Origin of the sequence: Candidatus Poriferisodalis sp. (assembly GCF_965215815.1) — a bacterium.
Taxonomy (GTDB): Bacteria; Actinomycetota; Acidimicrobiia; order Acidimicrobiales; family Poriferisodalaceae; genus Poriferisodalis.
Map to the genome: position 1 here is coordinate 511,755 of NZ_CBDCEO010000012.1, position 19,399 is coordinate 531,153.

11 protein-coding genes are annotated in these 19,399 nt (G+C 66.5%); 2 read left to right on the top strand and 9 right to left on the bottom strand.

Annotated elements, in window-relative coordinates; all coding sequences use genetic code 11:
- The first annotated feature begins 287 nt into the window (after positions 1–287).
- Positions 288–1,313, top strand: a complete 1,026-nt coding sequence (locus ACOOHB_RS04345; RefSeq protein WP_420443586.1) for a CobW family GTP-binding protein — start codon at positions 288–290, stop codon at positions 1,311–1,313.
- A gap of 84 nt (positions 1,314–1,397) precedes the next feature.
- On the opposite strand, the gene ACOOHB_RS04350 is transcribed toward ACOOHB_RS04345, so the two are convergent.
- The 9 genes from ACOOHB_RS04350 to ACOOHB_RS04390 form a co-directional block, all read right to left on the bottom strand.
- On the bottom strand, positions 1,398–2,336 hold the full coding sequence (locus ACOOHB_RS04350; protein ID WP_420443587.1) for an ATP-binding protein: 939 nt from the start codon (positions 2,334–2,336) through the stop codon (positions 1,398–1,400).
- 186 nt (positions 2,337–2,522) lie between these two features.
- Positions 2,523–3,425 carry a VOC family protein gene (locus tag ACOOHB_RS04355; protein WP_420443588.1) on the bottom strand — a complete coding sequence of 301 codons (903 nt, stop codon included), beginning with the start codon at positions 3,423–3,425 and terminating at the stop codon, positions 2,523–2,525.
- On the bottom strand, positions 3,422–5,845 hold the full coding sequence (locus tag ACOOHB_RS04360) for a xanthine dehydrogenase family protein molybdopterin-binding subunit (RefSeq protein ID WP_420443589.1): 2,424 nt from the start codon (positions 5,843–5,845) through the stop codon (positions 3,422–3,424). Before ACOOHB_RS04360 ends, ACOOHB_RS04355 begins: the two co-directional genes overlap by 4 nt.
- Positions 5,842–7,302, bottom strand: coding sequence for a 2Fe-2S iron-sulfur cluster-binding protein (locus ACOOHB_RS04365; RefSeq protein ID WP_420443590.1), 1,461 nt, complete (start codon positions 7,300–7,302; stop codon positions 5,842–5,844). Before ACOOHB_RS04365 ends, ACOOHB_RS04360 begins: the two co-directional genes overlap by 4 nt.
- Before the next feature lie 25 nt (positions 7,303–7,327).
- On the bottom strand, positions 7,328–9,058 hold the full coding sequence (locus ACOOHB_RS04370; RefSeq protein ID WP_420443591.1) for a thiamine pyrophosphate-binding protein: 1,731 nt from the start codon (positions 9,056–9,058) through the stop codon (positions 7,328–7,330).
- Between the two features lie 28 nt (positions 9,059–9,086).
- Positions 9,087–9,836, bottom strand: coding sequence for a 3-oxoacyl-ACP reductase family protein (locus ACOOHB_RS04375; protein WP_420443592.1), 750 nt, complete (start codon positions 9,834–9,836; stop codon positions 9,087–9,089).
- Between the two features lie 24 nt (positions 9,837–9,860).
- Positions 9,861–10,319 carry a cupin domain-containing protein gene (locus tag ACOOHB_RS04380; RefSeq protein ID WP_420444657.1) on the bottom strand — a complete coding sequence of 153 codons (459 nt, stop codon included), beginning with the start codon at positions 10,317–10,319 and terminating at the stop codon, positions 9,861–9,863.
- A 134-nt stretch (positions 10,320–10,453) separates the two neighbouring features.
- Positions 10,454–11,626, bottom strand: coding sequence for a Rieske 2Fe-2S domain-containing protein (locus tag ACOOHB_RS04385; RefSeq protein WP_420443593.1), 1,173 nt, complete (start codon positions 11,624–11,626; stop codon positions 10,454–10,456).
- Positions 11,627–11,633: 7 nt separating this feature from the next.
- The gene (locus ACOOHB_RS04390; protein WP_420443594.1) at positions 11,634–12,734 is read right to left on the bottom strand and encodes an LLM class flavin-dependent oxidoreductase; all 1,101 of its coding nucleotides are present in this window, start codon (positions 12,732–12,734) and stop codon (positions 11,634–11,636) included.
- A 265-nt stretch (positions 12,735–12,999) separates the two neighbouring features.
- On the opposite strand from ACOOHB_RS04390, the gene ACOOHB_RS04395 reads away from it, so the two are divergent.
- Positions 13,000–19,365, top strand: a complete 6,366-nt coding sequence (locus ACOOHB_RS04395) for a cadherin domain-containing protein (protein ID WP_420443595.1) — start codon at positions 13,000–13,002, stop codon at positions 19,363–19,365.
- The last annotated feature ends 34 nt before the right edge of the window (positions 19,366–19,399 follow it).

The window sequence follows — 19,399 nt, forward strand, 5'->3', positions numbered from 1 at the left end:
GCTGGGAACCTGGGCAGCAATTGCGGACAGAACTGGTTCACGCCGCGGAATTGAAGGCCCTAGGTCGGCTGGAACCCATTGCACGAATTCTACTCTGTTTTGTATGCGTAACCTTCATCACATCGATATGCGCAGAGATCCCACGGATGCGTGAGCCAGGCACCGCACAGCGGCGGCCAGGGGCTTGGGGCCGTCAGTGAGCGTCGTTAGTCGTGCTGGGGGACGCCATCGGATATAACCGCCGACGGGCGCAGGGTGCGCCTGGAGGCGCTATCACCGTTATGGACATGAGTTATCCCCGTCTCACCAGCGCAACGAACGCACCACCAGATCAACTCGACGCTGCCTGGCAGACCGCCATCTCCTCGATAGCGGCGGCTCGCCGGAAGATCGGGAATGCAGGTGGGCGAGCCGTCGGCGTCACGGTCCTCACTGGCTTTCTGGGCAGCGGCAAGACCACGGTGCTGTGCCGGCTGTTGGCAGAGCCTGCTGGCTTGCGAATTGCTGCGGTCGTGAACGACATCGGCGCTGTCAACATCGATGCGGCTGTGATTGATGGCCTGCCAGTCGCCTCCCAGACGCCTGATCGGATCGAGTTCACCAATGGCTGTGCGTGCTGTGCCTTGGTGGATGAGCTCGCTGAGACCCTGGAGAGCGTCTCCGGGGCTGGAACGTGCGATGCCATCGTGGTGGAGGCCAGCGGCGTCGCCGATCCGGCAACGCTGGCGCTGGCAGTCGAGTCCGCTGTGGGCTGCGCGCTCGACGGGGTCGTGGCCGTTGTGGATGCGCAGCAGCTGGCATCCCAGCTGGGCGATCCCCGTTTCGCTCCCCCCGTGCGTCGCCAGATCGACGTGTCCCACCTGGTGGTGCTCTCGAAGGTCGATCGTGTGGACGATGAAACGGTTCAGTCCTTGACGCGCCGGATCGGCGAGATCGCGCCAGGCCGGATGGTCGTTCCTTCGATTCACGGGCGTATCGATCCCCGGATCCTGCTCGGGGCTGCGCTGCAGGGAGCGACGTTTCGTGCAGATGCCGGTGAGCACCTTTTCGAGGCCGCGACTGCCGTCGTCAGCCCGGCGGGACCATGGGAGGTGACGACTGTCGCTCGCTGGTTTGAGTCCCCGCCCGAGACACTGGTGCGGGCAAAAGGATGGTTCAGCACTCCCGACGGCAGCTGCCACGAAGTCCAGGCGGTTGGGCGAAGCTGGCGTATTGAGCCTGCGAAGGGCCCATTCGACCCGGTGATCGTGCTGATCGGCGAGTCCTCCGAAGCCGTCGACGCAGCGGCCGCATCCCTGCGAAACCTCGGCTAGTCGGCCCGGCTGTTCAGGCGTTCCAGCCATGTGCTGCCGCATCTCGGCGCCAGCGTGCCCAGTTCAGAACAACACGCAGAGCGTTCAGTCGGGCCTGACGTAGCGGGTGCCGCGACGTTCGCCGAGTCGCGCCAGCCAGCCGAGGTCGACCAACGTGCTCAAGTCGGCGAGGGCTTCACGACGGTCCGTGCCGAACAGCTCCCTGTAGTCGGCATTGGACATCGCACCCTTGGCGTCCAAGACCTCACCGAGCGCCAACATGCGAGCCCGCAGGCGGACGATCCGGGATTCGTGCACTTCTGCGCCGTGCTGCATACCCAGGCTGGGGCCCCCGGACCCGTCGGCTTCGTCCGTGCCGTCGGGGGTCTCGTTGCCAGATCGTGCCGGTGTGCTGCGCAGCCGCACCATGTGACTGCTGCCGTCGGCGCTGAACTCGGGCGGCGGCAGGCCCATGCCGCGCATTTCGCGGAACATGCGGGGCACCCCCTCGCCCTCGTCGCGCATGATGCCTGCAGCGGCCAGAACGCGAACCAGAACGGGGTTTCGGCTCGCGTGAGCGGGCGATCCGGTCTGCAAGGCTTCGAGCGTGACCGGCGGCACGAGCCCGCCGGGGCTGAGCACTTCCATCCGGTCGTCGTAGAACCACACCTCGATGCTTCGCCCCATGTCGTCGTAGTCGCGGTGCGCGACAGCGTTCACGAGCGCTTCTTGCCATGCAAAGTCGGGGTATTCGGGTGTGTCTTCGAAATACAGGTCGCTGAGCTGTTCCGAGCGTCTGACTTGGCCGCGTACGGCATCTCTCAGCGATCCGATCAGGGAAGCAATGGGTAGGTCAAGCTGGGCGATCTGCTGCACATTCCGATGCCTGCCGTGCTCGCGCTCGGTGCCGTCCACACGGAAGAGCCGAGCGTCAGCGCGGGGATGCCAACGCCAAATCGAGTCTCGCGCGAATAGCAGCAGTGCCGCATTGGTGATGCGGACGCGATTCGGCCCGCCCTGGTGGATCAAGCCGTACCGCTGCATGATTTCGGTCACTGGCCGCCCGGCCTCTGCGACACGCCGCAGGAAGCGCTCAGCGCATATGTTTGCGCGTCGTCTCTGACGAGATTCCTGAACTCTCGTGTCGCCGTCGGCAATCGCCCCCAGAGACGCTGCTGGTTCTCAGCGCAGCCTCGATGAGCCGAAGCGTCGGCTGAGCAGGCCTGTCGGCTACTCGGGCGATCCGGCCATGTGCTGCCGTATTTCGGCCGATGGCGGCCCTGCGGTGCCCCAGCGATCGGACAGCTCCGGGGTGCGCAGCCAGGTTTGCGGCACCCAGGTGGCCTCGTCGATCTGCTGTACCTCGGCGGTGACCTCGGGAACCGTGCCCGCAGGATCCACGAAGTAGCCGAACGCGTTGTTGCCCGGCCCGTGGCGACCGGGGCCCCAGCCGACGGTGTGTCCCGCTCGGGCAAGGCGGCCGAGCGACGACATGTACGCGTCAAGCGAGGGGACCTCGTACGCGACGTGATTGAGGGACGCCCACTCGGCCCGGTTGAAGGCAACGGAGTGATGGTCGGCGTTACAGCGCAGGAACACCATCTGGCGTTCGCTCCAGTCGCTCACCCTGAAACCCAGCACCTCGCACCACCAGTCGCAGAGCGCCTCGATGTCGGCGGTGTTGAGCACTACGTGGGCGATCTTGGTCGGTGTGGCATCGGCCTGCAGTGCCGCTGCGGCCTCGGTGCACGCCGACAGCTCGACGACCCGGCTTTCGGGGTCTGCGATGCGGAATCCGTAGCCCTCGCCGGGTCGGTCCAGCGCGGCAGGCTCGCTGAGCAGCGTCACGCCGCGGTCCGCCAGCGCGGTCGCCGCGGCGTCGACAGACCGATTGTCGGCGAGACCGAAGCTGATGTGGTCGATGCCGTTGCGGTCGGCTCGATGCAGCTCCAGCACATGGTGTTCGTCGCCCGTGGCGCGCAGCACCGTGGTGTGGGCATCGGAATCGCCCAGCTTCCGCAGCCCCCATGGGCCGGCGTAATAGTCGACGCATTCGTCGAATGCGCTGCAGCGCACCGCGATGTGCCGCAGGTGGGTGACCGCCCATTCAGGCTGGCTGGAGCCGACGCTCATGGGGTGTCCCGGGCGGCATCGAGCGCGGCGAGGACGGTCTCACCGGTCAGGGGCATTGAGGTCACGCGCACCCCGGTCGCATCGGCAACGGCATTCGCGATGGCCGATGCCACGGGCAGCATCGCTCCTTCACCGAGGCCCTTCGATCCGAAGGGGCCTGGTCCGTGTCCCTGCTCCTGGGTGATCGAGATGAACTCCTCCGGCAGGTCGCTGGACCGGGGCACGCGGTAGTCGACGAGCCGGCCGTTGGCGAGCACCGGGCCGTCGAAGCGCATGGTTTCGAACAAGGCGCCGCCGAGACCCATGATCGCGGCACCCTCGTCCTGACCACGACAGGCTCCTTCGTGCAGCACGGTCCCGGCATCGCCGGAGACGACCAGGCGGTGCACGGTCACCATTCCGGTGTCGGCGTCCACCGAAACCTCCGCAGCCCCCCAGCCGTACTCCCACGACACGCACGGTGATTCCAACGGGGCCCGGCTGTCGCTGGGGGCCTTGAAGAAGCCTTCACCGGTGAACTCGTATCCGGTCCCGCCGTAGGTGCCCATGACCAGCGGGGCAAGCGGGCGTCGGTCCGGTTCGCTGGAGCCGTCGTGGGATGCGACCAGCACCATGCCGTCGGTGAAATCAACGCGCTTCACCGGAACCCTCAGCGCTGTGGCTGAGAATTGCAGGATGCGCAGACGGGCGGCCTCGGCCGCCTTCTGCACGGCCTGACCCATCACCGAGATGGACGAGGAGGCATTGGTGCCCTGGTCGAACGGGGTGTGATCGGTGTCGAGGTCAGACCAATGGACACGTGATCGGGGTACGTCGAGCACTCGTGCCGCGACCTCACGCAATGCTGTCTGGGCGCCCTGGCCCATCTCGACGGTGCCGCATTGCACCCACGCGTCGCCGCTGGTGGCGACCTTGACCCGGGCCTGCGCAGGCTTGTTGACCCCGCCCGAATCCTTGAAGCCCACCGCCACGCCCCGGCCACGGCCCGCAGGGCGCGCCTGGTCCATGCCGATTCGGTCGGCCACGAGTTCAAGACCTTCGGTGAGATCGGAGTCCATGGCGGACTCGCCGGGCACGTAGGCCTCGCCCAATCCGATCAGGTTGCGGCGGCGCAGCTCGACGGGGTCGATCCCCAGCCGTGCCGCGATCATGTCGATCTGGCTCTCGCAGGCGAAGTTGGCCTGGGTGCCGCCGAAACCCCGGAACGGGCCCGCGGGAGTGGTGTTCGTGAGCACCGCATCGGTGATCGTGCGGATGTGCTGCCAGCGGTACGGCCCTGCCACCCGGTAGCCCGCCTTCTCTGCGACCAGGGGGCTTGCATCGGCGTAGGCACCTGCGTCGAGCAGCACCTCGGCGTCGCGGGCCACGAGCGTGCCGTCGGACATCACGCCAGTCCGCAGCGTCAGGCGTGCGTTGTGCTGGCGCATGGTCAAGAAGCCCTCGTCCAGCGTGAGGCAGTACCGGACCGGCGCCCCTGCCTTACGTGCCAGCAGCGCCGCTATCGGCTCGGTCTTGCAGCCGTTCTTGGCACCGAAGCCGCCTCCGAGATAGCTGACCTGCATCCTCACCCGGTGCTCGCCGATGCCCAGCAGGCGAGCCATCTCCTTGCGGACCGGGAACGGGTTCTGGCAGCTCGACCAGAGTTCGAGGCGGCTGTCGTCGCCGCCGTCGCCGCCGTCGCCGCCGTCGCCACCGTCAACGCCGTCGTCCGCGGCTGGGGCCGACCAGCGGGGTCCGGACCATCGTGCGACCGCCACGAAGGGCTCAAGATGCAGGTGCTGCTGTCGGCCGTCGAAGCCGAACACGTCGGTGAAGACGTGGTCGCAGCGATCGAAGACCGCTGGGTCGCCGGTCTCATAACCGAACCGGTAGCAGACGTTCGGCCTGGGCCGGGCGGCACCGCTGGCACCCTGCCCGTAGACGGGAGTCATGGCCAGCGGCGCTTCGGGAAACAGCTCTGGCGCGCCGTTGGCCGCAGCGGCGTCGAAGTCGGTCACGGGGGGCAGCGGCTCGTAGTCGACCTGCACGAGCGCGAGGGCCCGCGCCGCGTCGAGCTCGGTGTCCGCAGCGATCGCGACCACGGGGTCACCGACGTAGCGCACTCGATCGAGCGCCAAGATCGGCTGGTCCTTCACGAAGTAGCCGTAGCTGTGCGACGCCACCAGCGGGCCCGTCGCAGGGCGATGCTGCAGGTCGTCGCCGGCCCAGCGTTCGCGAAGCTCGACGCCGAGCAGATCCCGCCGTGTCAAGACGGCCCGAACGCCCGATGCCTGCTCGGCCTCGACCGTGTCGATGCGGGTGACCAGCGCATGCGGATGGGGCGAGCGCAGCACCTTGGCGTGCAGCATGCCGCCGAGTGCGACATCGACTGCGTACGCGGCGGTGCCGGAAACCTTCGCCGCAGCGTCCGAGCGCGTCATGTCGTGCCACCGTGCATCGGCCTGCTGGGGGAGCGCAGCGCGGCTGCGGCAGCTTCGACTGCCTCGATGACCATCAAGTAGCCGGTACAACGACACACGTTCGAATCGAGCCAGTCGCAGATGGTCGTCCGGTCGGGGTCGGGATGCCGCGCCAGCAGGGCGCTCGCGGTGAGGATCAGGCCGGGCGTGCAGTAGCCGCACTGGAAAGCGCTCAGCTCGGCAAATGCTTGCTGGACCGTAGGCAGGGCCGCCGCAGGACCGGCCGACAGGCCGCCAGCCGCTGCCATGTGGCCCGATTCGATTGTGAGCACGTCGCGGCCGTCGGATTGCCACGCGAACGTGGAACACGAGGCGGTGGGTTCGCCGTCGACGAGCACGGTGCAGGCACCGCAGACGGCCTGATCACATCCGACGCGAGTGCCCCCCAAGCCAGCACGTGACCGGATGGTGTCAACCAGCATCTCCGAGGGCGGGGTCGACGCGCTGAACGGATCCCCATTGAGCCGCAGCTCGATGTCCACTGAGTCGTCCGACAGGGATTCTGCAGGTTGCCCGGCTGCTGCGATGACTTCGCTGCGCGAGGCATCGGGCGGGTACGCGCCGTCGCTGCTAAGGCCGCCCCCATTCACCGCACCTGCTGTATGGAGCTCCAGGCAACGGCCGGCAAGCACGTCAATGACACGGCGCCGGTAGGCAGCCGAAGCGAAGACGTCATCGGTCGGGTCGGGCAGCGCGCCAAGCGCAGCGCGTGCGGCAGCGGTGTTCGCAGCGCCGTCGGGGAGCACCTCGACGGTGGGATAGGCGCAACCGATCGCTATGTGGTCGTCGCCGACAGCCACAGAGGCGACCGGCTTCAGCGATCGGTCATACACGACACGGCCGGCAAGCGGCACCTCGCAGCCGACGAGCAGGCGATCGCGTGGCCGGTCCGCGACGGCACAGCGTCGCTCGGAGCCATCGGGCTCCATGAAGATCAACTCGGCTCCCGCGGCAGCCAGGATCGGTGCGGCGTCGTAGCCAGAGTCGAACGCCATGAGGTTGCCCCCCAGCGTGCCGGTGGATCGGATGCGCACGTTGCCGATGGTCCGCCACGCATCAGCGAGGTCCGGCCGCACCGTCCGTACGAGCGGATCAGTTTCGATCCGGGCGTGGGTGACGGCCGCGCCCATGAACAGCACACCTTGGTCCAGTGAGATCTCGTCGAGCACCTCCAGCCCGCTGGGAGAACCTCGCCCGGGCTTGCACAGCGGAACGAGGGCAGGTGCCGCTTCGCCATTGCGAAGCCGCTGGGCAACGTCGATCCCGCCCGCGTGCGCCCATGCACCGGCGGCGATCATCGAAGCGGCGTCCGCCAGCGAGCCAGGTCGGTACAACGCGAACGGCTCGATGCCCAGGTGGCTTCGCGAGATCAACCCGTCCGGTGCCGCGAGCTGCGGGGGGTCGGTTTCGATGCTCATGTCCGGACGCCGCTCATGTCTGGACTCATGGCCCGGCTGTCGGCGGCATCTCGACGGGTGGCACGAATGGCACGGGCATGGGTCCGAGCGCCTCGCAGTCCACCCGGATCATCTGCGGGCATCTCGCAGCAGCCGCGGTTTCGAACGCGCTGGCGAACTCCTCGGGTGTCGACACATTGAAGTAACCGAAGTCGAACGCAGCCGCTGTCGCGGCCAGATCCGGGGTGAACAGGTCCACCCCGGAGCGGCGACCGAGGTGCCGGTCCTGCGTGTTGCGCAGCACCCCGTAGCCGCCGTCGTCGAAGACCACGACGGTGACGGGCAGCTGCTCTTGGGCCAGTGTGGCCAGCTCGCCGAGTTGGGGGACGAGACCCCCGTCGCCCACCATCACCATGGTTGGCACATCGGCACGGGCCACTGCGGCGCCGATCGACATCCCCACAGCCTGTCCAATGCCCCCTCCCCGGGGAACCACGTTCGTGGAGGGGTCGATCACGGGCAGCAGGCGATTGCCCCAGGAGCTGTTGGGAATCGTGATGTCGCGCACGCGGGGCGACCGGTCGCCGAGCACATCCGCCATGATGTCGCAGATCGCCGCATACGGCCCGATGTCGTGCCGCAGCTGGGCCCGGCACTGCTCGCGTGCGGCAGAAATCCTCCCGTGCCACTGGGGATGGCAAGCACTCTGACGACCCGCAAGCCGGTCCACGAGCGAGGCGACCACGGTGCATGCGTCGCCCACGATCCCGACCTCTGCGGGGTAGACGCGACCGATTGCTGCAGGGTCGATGTCGATCTGGATGTGCGCCGAAGGCAAGGCGAGCCGGTAGCTGCTGGTCTCATTCGAGCGGAAGTGCGTACCGACCGAGATGAGCAGATCGGCGTTGGCGAGCAGCTCGGCTCCTGTTGAAGACGCTGCGAAGTTGCCGATGACCCGGTCGTCGGTCTCGGGCACGACGCCGCGCCCCGCATTGGAGGTGAACAGGCCAGCACCCACCCAGTCCAGCAGTTCGTCGATCGGGCCGCTGCAATCGATGGCGCCGCCTCCTGCCCACACCAAGGGTCGCTCCGCTGCGGCGATGAGCTCAGCAGCCCGCTCCAGCGCTGCTTCGTCGGGTTCGGGCGCGACACCAAGGCTCGTCGAGTCATGATGCGCAGCTGCGCCACTGGAGCCGCTGACAAGTGCGGCTGCTTCGATGGGCTCGGGCCCACCGCCGGTGTTGTCCAAGCCAAGACTCGTGGGAGCGTCTTCGGGGAGATGGTTCCAGAGGGCTGGCTCGGTGTATTGCAGATCGATCGGCCACTCCAGGCTGACCGGTCCACGCGGATGGGTGCCCAGCCGTCGGGCTGCGTGGGCGAAGTCGGCCGACGGTGTCACCCCGACCGTCGTCGCCCATACCGAGCACGATCGCAACATTCCGAGCTGATTGCGTGTCTCGTGAATGACGCCGCGTCCCGCGCCGAGATGCTCGCTGGGAATCTGACCGGTGACGTGCAGCACCGGCGACCCAGCCGTGAGCGCCTCCACCAATGCCCCGGCCGCATTCGCTGCGCCGGTTCCCGTCGAGGTCACCGCGCAGCCGGGCGTGCCGCGGACCCGGGCGTAGCCGTCGGCTGCGTTCACAGCGGCTGCCTCACTGCGGGTAGGCACCCATCGCAGACGGTGCGCCAGCGCATCGACGAGGGGGAGATTGTGGACGCTCACCACACCGAAGGCAGTATCGATGCCGAGCGACCCCAGCACCTCGACGAGCAAGTCGCCGCCGGTTCTGGCTGGGCTGCGCTCATGGCATCACGAACCCGCCGTCGACAACGATCGTCTGTCCGGTGATGTAGGCCGCAGCATCCGAGAGCAGGAATGTCACAGTGCCGGTCACATCACCGGGCTGCTGTGGCCGGCTGATCGCTCGATTCTCTGCGTACAGAGCGTGCCGCTCGACGGGGATCTGCTCCGACGAGGGCCCCTCGACGAGACCGGGCGCCACAGCGTTGACGGTGATGCCGTGGTCGCCCAGCTCGCGTGCCATTGCCCGCGTCAGGGCAATCAGCGCGCCCTTCGAGGCGATGTAGTGCGACAGGCGCGGCGAGCCGTACAGCGCCGCATCCGAGGCAATGTTGACGATCCGGCCAGCGCCCGCAGCCAGCAGCTGCGGGGCCAGCGCCCGGCTTACCAGCCACGGCCCCCGGGCGTTGGTTGCCTGGATCCGGTCCCATTCGTCGGGCGTGATCTCCCAGAACGTCTTGCCGCCGACGGCGTCGGCCAGCCCGGCATTGTTCACGACGCCCCAGATGGGCCCGCTGGAGCCGAGACGTTCGGCCAGCGCTGCAACCGAGGCTTCATCGCTCACATCGGTGGGGACGAACTCGGCGACACCACCGCTGGCCCGGATCTCGCTGACAACGCGCTCGCCGCGTTCGGGATACAGCTCGGCCACGATGACCGACCCGCCTTGCGAAGCGATCGCATGGGCCGTCGCTTCGCCGAGCCCGCGCCCGGCGCCGGTGACGACGACACGGCGACCGTGCAGGCTCATGGTCGAGCCGGTCGAGTAGGGGGCTCAGTCCCGCGTGATCCCCGCCATGGGGGAGTGCGGGGGGTACGTGGGCAGCAGCGGCTTCGAGGCGCCGAGCATCACCACGAACAGGGCTTCGGTCTCGCCGACATTGCGCAGAGAACGGGCCTGGCCTGCAGGGATCTTCATCAGGTCGCGGTACCCAAGCAGGCGGCTGGCGGACTCGTCTCCGTCATGGATCGTGATCTCGAGCTCGCCTTCGAGCACGAAGAATGCCTCCTCCACGTCATGGTGCGTGTGCTCGGGGCCTTCGGCTCCTCGCGGCAGCAGCATGTTGGAGAACGTGAAGTGCTCAGCGGCCAGCGCCCGCTCGTCGCCCTCATGATTGCCGGTGCCGCCCGAGCCGATGTATCGGATCTGGGCGCGCCGGTACTGCGGACCCGCCTTCGTCTGGAAGGCCAAGGCGTCCCAGTCTTCGCGCCGGGTGTCGCGCATGGCGCACATGGAGTCGATGCGCGCCTCGATGCCCCTTGATTCGGGGTGTGACGTATCGGTTGCTTCGATCCGGTCGGCGGCGGTCTGGCTCATCGTTCGTGTCCTGTGGTCGTCAACGGTTGGCGGCTAGATGCGGGTCGGCGTCAGTCTGCGAGCGCTACGGGTGCCTGGGTCGATTCGGATACCAGCCCGAATCGTTCCCGTTGTGCCTCGAAGGCTGGTTCGAGCGCCCGACGCAGGTGCACCACGGGGCGGTCGGCTTGAGCGAGATGCTCGTCACGCCGTGCCTCCTCGACGGTGCGCAGGCTTTCGAGCATCTCCTTGTCCTGGTTGAGCACATGGAGATGGGTGCCACGAAGGCGAAGCCGGTACAGCGTGCGCCAGATGCGGCGCTCTCGTCCGGCCACCTCCCGGAAGCGTGGGAAGTGCACGAGCGTCGCAGCGTTGTCGCGCGGCGTCAGGAATCCCAGGATCCGCAGCGGCGGACCCGGCCCTGCACTGGGCGGCAGCGGGATATCGAGACGCACGAAGCTGAGCGCTCCGGTGTGGATGTCGATCCAGTCGAAGTTGGTGCCCGCCTGGTTGCGCCGGCGGACCTCGAAGCCGTCGTCGTGATCGTCGACAACTACCCGGTCGTCGGTGATGCCCTCGCCCAGCGTGATCGAGCGTGCATGCAGGAATGGCGCATGCATGAGATCCACGAGATTCTCGAGCGCCAACAGCCAGTTCGCACTCCACTCCACGTTCTCTGGAAATGTCGAGTAGCGGCCGTCGGTGAACTCTGCCGGAAGGTCGAGCGGAGCAGGCTCGGCTTCGCCGATCCAGGCCCACATGTAGCCGGCCTGTTCGACGACTGGGTAGCTCACATTGACCCGCGACCGTTCGGCCAGCGAGCACGCACCCCCCTGTGAGGGCACCGATGTGCACTGTCCGTCGCCGTCGAAACGCCAGTGGTGATAGCCGCAGCGCAGCTCCCCGCCCACGACATCGCCGATCGAGAGGCGGGCGCCTCGATGCGGGCACAGATCGCCCATCAGGCGTGGCGTGTCGCTGCCGTCGCGCCACAGCACCAGGTCTTCGCCGAGCAGACGTGTCGCCACGGGTTCATCGGACACCAGATCCGAGGTGCCGAGCAGGTACCAGCGATCCCGCAGCCCGAGCCTGGGGTCGCCCTTGGACAGCTCGGGCGACGGCAGCCAGGGCGGTGGGCGCCGGGCGATCTGCCGGGTCCCGATGCCGGTGTACTGCGAGACGCCGGCCCGAGCGCGCCCGACCAACGCCTGAGCAGTCTGTTCCAACGTCGGTCGGGCCGGCACCGGTACCTCAGTCCCCAGTGAGGTGCGCTACGCGGGGCATGACGTCATTAGCCAGCAGGTCCATGGACCGCCGCCATGCGTCCGCCGACTCGGGCGTCTCGGCATAGTCGAAGCAGAACAGCAGCAGGTGGCCGAATCCGCCCACATCCGCATAGACCTTCTCGATTGAGGCTGCGACCGTCTCAGGCGAGCCCACGAACCAGTTGTTGCGGGCGCAATATTCCACAGTGACCTCGCCGCCGGCGGGCGGGTTGCGTTCGTCGATGAGGAACTTGTGGAAGTCGAACGCGCCGAGCAGCGGAATGAAGTAGTCGGTCATCATCCGGCCCATCATCCCGCCGTAGGACAGCTCCCAGGCTTCCTCGTCGGTGGGGGCCACGAACACCTCGCGCACCATGCGCCAATCGCTGCGGCTGACGTCGCGTCCAGCTCGACGCGCCCCGGCTTCATAGGAGTCCCAGTGCCCGCTGACGTACTGCGGGTTGAGGTTCAGGCTCATCGGGATCCAGCCCTTTTCCCCGGCCATCTCGAGCGTCGGGGACGGCGAGTTCAGCCCTGCCACGCCGATCGGCGGATGCGGTTGCTGCAGCGGCCGCAGGTGATGCACGAGCTCCATGTCGGGCATGCCGTGGGGCACTGAGCCCTTCCAGTGCTTGCCCTCGTGGGTCCAGCCAGGCTCCTGAGTCCACATGTTCAAGATGAACTCGACGGCCTCCTGAGTCATTTCCCGGTTCTCGCCGGCCATGCCGTCCACGCCGAACATCTCCCAGTCGCTGGGCAGCCCGCTGGCCGCGACGCCGAAGTTGAGGCGGCCCTCAGAGATGTGATCCAAGAGCGAGATGCGGTTCGCCAGCTCAGCGGGGTGGTAGTAGGGCAGCAGGAAGCCACCAGGGCCGATGCGGATGTTCTTGGTCCGGCGCAGCGCCTCGAGCGTGAGCAGGTCCGGAGCGGGGTGCGGTTCCCACTTCGCAGCGTGATGCTCGCCGATCCACGCTTCGCCGAAACCGAACTCGTCAGCCCACTCGATGACCTGCAGATCCCATTCCCAGCCCTCTCGCAGGTCACGCTCGGGAGGATGGCTCGGCATGGTGAACAGTCCCAGTTCCATGGTGATCCCCTGTCGCTCTCGGCGGCGCCACGAACCTCAGCGCCTACGTGCCGAAACTTACAGCGGCCGCTGCGGTGGAAGGGCAGTTCCCACGTGAGAGCAGCCGTGGACCTCCAGCGAGCGGAAGTGTCGTGGGTGTCGGCCGGAACGGTTGCGCCGCGTGGCTGCGGCGGCGATTGCGATGCCAGCTACCCTCGGGCGCCGCATACGGTTCATTCATGGTTTGATGATCTGAACCGAGCACATGGCACCAGCAGGGGGTCCGGTGAGGTTTCACTGCCCTTCAGCGGCAGGTGTGATGGTGTCGGTGTTGATCGTCGCGGTTCTCACCGTCGCAGTGCGGGAGACGGCGTCCTTCGCTGTCGGCCCCGACGAAAGGGTGGCGCGTGAGACTCCGTCAGACATAGCCGATCCGAATCCCGAACCCGAAATCGTGCCGCGTCTGGCGGCCTGGACGGGCGGGGTCGGCGACTTCACGCTGTCTGCTACGTCTCGGGTGGTGGTGTCGGCCGGAGACGGCTCGAAACGTTTTTCTGATGACTTCTTTGCGGTGGTGTTGAACGGGCTGAGCGATCCCGAGACGGCAGGGCTCACCGATGACCAGCAAGCGACTGCACGACTGGCGCTGGCGGGTTCAGTGCACGCGACGGCGTATCACACGTCGTCTCGCCGGACGCTGGATCAGGTAGCGGCGAAGATCCGCGGCGACCTCGGCGCGTCCACGGGCCTGCCCATAACGGTGGTGACGGCATCTGAATCCGTGAGTCCGGGCGCCGGTGACGTCGTAATCGATGTGCTGGATGCTTCCGATACTGGGCTGGCAGCAGAGGGTTACGAGCTGGAGATCGGGGACAAGGTCACCATTCGCGCCAATTCGAGTTCGGGTGTGTTCTACGGGTCGCGCACCCTGCTGCAGATGCTCGCTCTGACAGGGGATTTGACGGTGTCACAGGGAACGGCGCGGGACTACCCATCGCTGGGACATCGGCTGATTCACCTGGATGCGAACCGGAAGTACTGGGAGATGGACTACTTGGCGGATTCCCTTCGCCGGATGTCCTGGGTGAAGCTCAATGCGTTCAAGCTCCACTTTGCCGATGCGAACGGGTGGCGTTTGCACGATCCGGGGACACCCGGGTGGTCGGAAACGGTTTTGGTCGCTCCCACTTCGGGCACGGGAAGCGATGTGACGGCCACCGGTCCGCTCGGCGCGCCGACCAATGTGAGAGCGGTCCCCGGTGATGGAGCACTGACGGTTCATTGGGCACCGCCCGACACCTCCAGCAATCGCGTGGTTCGCAGTTACAGGGTGCAGATTCGCCAGCAGAGTCTGGAGTGGTCAGCAGGGGACTACACGGACAGCCCCGGGCTGGGTACGGCCTACCTGACGGCGGAGGATCGCTCGCACACCTTCAGCGGGCTGACCAACGACGCGAACTACCAGCTACGCGTGTCGGCAGACACCGGTTTTCCCGGGCTGGCAGATTCAAGGGAACAGCACCGCAGCGGCGACAGGGTGTGGTTCTACGACAGAGACGACATCGAAATGCTGGAGAGCTGGGCAGCGGAACACCACATCATGATCATGCCCGGCTTCGAGTTTCCCGGACACACATCGGTCATCAACGACCTGTACCAGACCGGTTTCTCTGACGGCGGCAGCGACCGGTGCGGCGAGAATCATGTGTTCGGCAATGTCAAGCCGGGATTCGTGCTTGACATGACATCTTCCCGGGCGGTCGCCCATGCGAAGGCCGTCATGGAGCACTTCATCCCGTGGTTCTCCGGACCGTACGTTCACATCGGCGGCGAAGAGGTTTCTTCCAAGCTGGCGAATTGCGCTCGGGTCAAGACCCACATCGCGGGGACCACCGATGTCACGTCCCTCGGCGACATGTTGACCGTGTTCTTCAATGATCTGAACACGCTGGTCAGAGACACAAGCCGGTCGATGATCATCTACAACGGCGTGGAAAAGCTGAGTCCCAATACAAATGTCGCTCGCCTCGACTCCACTGTCACCGTGATGGACTGGGACGCTTCGAGCTACAGCTACTACGGAGGCCGGCCCGGCTCGACCGATGCGAGACACCCATTCATCAAGATGCGCTACGCAGACGGCCAGTACCTGACTTCTAACAATTTTCACGCGCTCTATCCCGACGAAGCGAGGCTGTATGACCGCTGGGTCGTCGAGCCGGTCTCGACCTACGTGGGAGCGGCGATCGGCGTCTGGCTCGACTACGTGTACTGGTCGCACGACCAATACACCGAACTGCTGCTGCGACGTCCTCGGGCGATTATGGGCGACCGCACCTGGAACGGCAGCTCCACTCCCGATTCCGTTGACGATTTCTATGCCCGCTATGACGCCATAGGCGAGCCGCCCGGATATGCGGGATTCTCTGTGCGCACCCGCGTCGACGACGGTGTTCCCAGCCACGACTATGGATTCGAAGACGACACGGAGGACTACCCGCCCAGCCATTTCAAGAATCTCCGCCCCGGCCGAACACATCTCTTGCGAGACGAGGCGGGTGCGTTGCACGCAACCTCATACAACCTGATATCGCCGACGGTGAGCACAGCGGACAAGGTGGCCGGTGCCGCGTCGTGGCGGTTCGACGCTGACGGCCACGGTGCCGGCATCGGCGGTGTGGACATACCGGCGCCGTGGACCGTGTCGGTCTGGGTGAAGCGGACGGCGAACCGCTCGGGTGCAGCACTCCTGAGCTCTCGCAGCCCCGGTGGTCAGTACCGATACATCCGGCTGCAGCGAAGCGGCACAGAGGTAGGAGTCGACGACTACGACGGCACCGGCTGCGATTTCGGCTACACAACGCCGCTGAACCAATGGACTCATCTCGCACTTGTGGCCGACAGCGCGAACATCACGCTGTATGTGAACGGGGCAGCCCAAAGTGAGGTGTGCGCCGTCATTCCGCTGCCCATGGGTGCCGTCAGCGCGCAGTCGACGAACAGCCTGCGGGCGTACTTGGACGAGCTGAAGATATGGGACGAGACGCTGTCGCGCGAGCAGGTGGAGCGACTCGCCGCGGCGGAGATGCCGCCTGGGCGACCTTCGATCAGATCCATCGCAGCACGCGACGGCGAACTCGCAGTGACGTGGGAGACCCCCACTGCGATTGGCAATGCACTCATCACGAGCTACGACCTGCGCCTCATACGTGCCGACGCCACAGAGGAGCACAAGGCCATTGATGCGAACTGGACGGAGCACCCAGCGGTATGGACCCGCATGGCGGGGGGCAGCCTGAGCGCCATCGTCGGCGGCCTGGCCAATGGCACCTCCTATGACGTACAGGTGCGGGCCACGAACGTCATCGGCGCCGGCGGCTGGTCCGACAAGGGCGCCGGGCAGCCGGCGATCCAGAACACCGAACCGGCATTCCCCGTCGAGCCAGCCACGCGAAACGTCGCAGAGAACACCCCCGCCGGCCAGCCGGTTGGCGCCCCGGTCATCGCGGTCGATCCCGAGTCCGACGCGCTGACCTACAGCCTTGAGCGCGGAGACGACCTCTTCGATATCGACACCGAGACGGGCCAGGTGCGGACCGAGGCGGCGCTCGATTACGAGAACGGGGCCAGCCACACCATCATCGTGGGCGTCAGTGACATGCTCGACAGCAACGGCGAATCCGACACCGAGGTCGACGACACAATCGTGGTGAGAGTCGACGTCGTCGATGTGGACGAGCCGCCGGAGATCGAACTTGGCTCCTCGGGCATCGGCGTCGTGGCAATGAACAGCGATCTGACGGTCGCGGAGAATCATGTCGGCACGGTCGCGACGCTCACGGCCAACGACCCCGAGAACGACCAGTCCCTCACCTACGACTGGTGGCTGAGCGGGACGGACCGTCGCGACTTCACCATTGACGGCGGCGTGCTCGCGTTCGGGACAGCTCCTGACTACGAGGAGCCCGTCGACTCTGGCCGGAACAACGTCTACGGCATCACCGTCAACGCCACCGACAGCAGCGGCATGACAGGCAGCATCGATGTCGATGTCATCGTGGCCCCAGTCAACGAGCCACCCTCCGTCGCAGGCCACGAGACTGCGAGCATCGAGGAAGGTGGAACCGTCGTCGTGGGGACCTACACGGCCACCGACCCTGAGCGCGCCACGCTCGCCTGGCAGCCGCTCGCGGGCGACGACAGCGACCATTTCGAGTTCAACACCACGACCGGCCGGCTTGCCCTCGCGACGGTGCCAGATTTTGAGGATGCGCAGGACTCCGGCCGAGACAACATATATGAGGTGACGCTGGGTGTCTCGGCCGGCGGCCACACCGCCACGCTGGAGGTCGAGGTCGCTGTCACGAACAAGGACGAGGCCGGCATTCTTGTCTTCTCCTCGACCCAACCACAAGAGGACGCCGACTACACCATTGGGCTCAGCGATCCGGACGGCGTGCAATCGACGACATGGGTGTGGGAACGAACGACTGATCGAGTCAACTGGTCTGTCGTTACCGGAGCTGTCACAGAAGTCACAACGAGCACATACACGCCTGCGGTGGGTGACCTGGGCCACTACTTGCGTGCGACGGCCACATATGCCGATGGGCACGGGTCAGCCAAGACGGCTCGCTTGGCGTCGTCCAACCCAGTGCGCGCTCACATAGGGGACAACGCCGCGCCGAACTTCCGCGAGTCGATGTACGTCCGCACAGTTGCCGAAGATGCCTCAACTGGTGCTCCTGTCGGTGCTGCAGTGACTGCCGATGATTCGGATGCTGGTGACACGCTGCGCTACGCGCTCTCGGGGTCGGACCTCTTCACGATTGACACAGGCAGTGGTCAGATCCGGGTGAAGGCGGCGGGGTCGCTCGATTACGACGACCCGGCGAAGCGGTCACATGTCGTCATGGTCACCGCCAGCGATAGCTCGAACGCGAGCGCCAGCGTCGGCGTCGACATCTCCATTGCCGACGTGAACGAGCCGCCGGTGGCCGCGGCCGATGCCGCCGCAAGCCTGGACGAGGACACCGAAATCGTCATCGAGGTTCTCGCCAACGACAGTGACTCCGAGGACGACCGGAGCGAGCTGACATTGCGCGTGGTCACTGTTCCGCACCACGGGCGAGCGACCGTACGCGATCCCGGTGGTCCAGGTGACTTCCGTACGATTTTGTACACGCCGAATCCGAACTACAACGGCTCGGACACCTTCACCTACGAGGTACGCGATACGGGCAGTCCGGCCCGCTCGAGCATCGCAAGCGTCTCTGTCCAAGTCGACCCGGTGAACGATGCACCTGCCTTCGCCGAGGCAACGGTGACTCGCACGGTGGCACGGAACGCCCAGGAAGGCGACAGCGTCGGCACGCCCGTGACGGCCACGGACATCGATGAGGGTGATTCGCTGACCTATTCCCTCTCTGGTGCTGACGCTTCCTCGTTCGAAGTCGGCTCCCACAGCGGGCAGGTCACCGTCGGGGCAGGATCCACATTCGAAGCCAGCATTCGAAGCACGTACGAGGTCACCATCGAGGCGCGCGATTCCGGGGGCGATTCAGCGCTGGTGATTGTGGCGATCAACGTGACCACCGGTCGGGTCTCGTCGTCGAATGACGTCACGCCGGGCGGTGGCGGCAGTGGTGGCGGCGGCAGTGGTGGCGGCGGCGGTGGCGGCGACGGCGAAGTTTCGACTGCGGTAGTGATCGTGGCCAACGGCTGGAGCCCGCCTGACATCGGTGTGGCCGCGGCGCTGGCCGCGCGCACACCCGAGTCCGCAGTCGTCTACACCAACGGCGACCGGCTGTCGGTCGCGACACGCGAATTGCTCGTCGACTACTTGCCCGGCACGGTGATCGTGGTGGGCGGCGAAGACGCTGTGTCCCAGACGGCGGTCGTTGCGGCGCGGCGCGCGTCGGAAACGGATTCGCTGGAGCGCATCAGCGGCTCGACACGTGCAGAAACGGCTGCGGCTGTGGCCCGGCGCATCCTCGAAACCGGTGAGGGGGGCGCGGTGACGGTCATCGTGGTCAATGGCTGGAGCCCGCCCGACATCGGTGTGGCCGCGACGATGTCGGCGCGAACACCTCGCTCGGTGGTGCTCTACACGAGGGCGACGCAGCTGCCCGAGGCGACAAGCCGGCTGCTGGGCGAGCTGGCGCATGCGCGGGTGGTGATCGTGGGCGGCACCGCAGCGGTGCACCCAGAGGTCGAAGCCCAGATCCGTGCTGCCGTACCAGGTGCCAGTGTCGAACGTGTGAGCGGACCGACGCGCACCGGGACAGCAGCGGGCGTGGCACGGCACCTGCTGGGCCCGCCAGCAGCGGCGGTGACTGAGAGTCTCACCATCCTTGTAACGAACGGGTGGAGTTCACCCGACATCGGCGTGGCCGCGGCATTGTCGGCACGCACCGAGGGGTCTGCTGTGCTCTATATCGAGGCCGTACGACTGACCTTGGATGCGGAGCCGGTTCTGCACGACTACAGCCCAACCCGTGTGATCTTCATCGGCGGACCGGCAGCGATCACCCGCGAGGTCATCGAACAGGTCCGCAGCATCGTGCCCGGCGCTACCGTCGTCCGCTTGAGCGGTTCTACCCGAACCCAGACCGCAGCTGCGGTCGCCCGCCGGATCTTGGGACGCCCATGAGCGCTTGGCTCTCCGAACAGCGGCGCTCGGTGGT

Coding starts and splice junctions, on each gene's coding strand:
- ACOOHB_RS04345 (WP_420443586.1), top strand. CDS start 288: ATGAGTTATCCCCGTCTCACCAGCGCAACGAACGCACCACCAGATCAA.
- ACOOHB_RS04350 (WP_420443587.1), bottom strand. CDS start 2,336: ATGCAGCGGTACGGCTTGATCCACCAGGGCGGGCCGAATCGCGTCCGC.
- ACOOHB_RS04355 (WP_420443588.1), bottom strand. CDS start 3,425: ATGAGCGTCGGCTCCAGCCAGCCTGAATGGGCGGTCACCCACCTGCGG.
- ACOOHB_RS04360 (WP_420443589.1), bottom strand. CDS start 5,845: ATGACGCGCTCGGACGCTGCGGCGAAGGTTTCCGGCACCGCCGCGTAC.
- ACOOHB_RS04365 (WP_420443590.1), bottom strand. CDS start 7,302: ATGAGCATCGAAACCGACCCCCCGCAGCTCGCGGCACCGGACGGGTTG.
- ACOOHB_RS04375 (WP_420443592.1), bottom strand. CDS start 9,836: ATGAGCCTGCACGGTCGCCGTGTCGTCGTCACCGGCGCCGGGCGCGGG.
- ACOOHB_RS04380 (WP_420444657.1), bottom strand. CDS start 10,319: ATGTGCGCCATGCGCGACACCCGGCGCGAAGACTGGGACGCCTTGGCC.
- ACOOHB_RS04390 (WP_420443594.1), bottom strand. CDS start 12,734: ATGGAACTGGGACTGTTCACCATGCCGAGCCATCCTCCCGAGCGTGAC.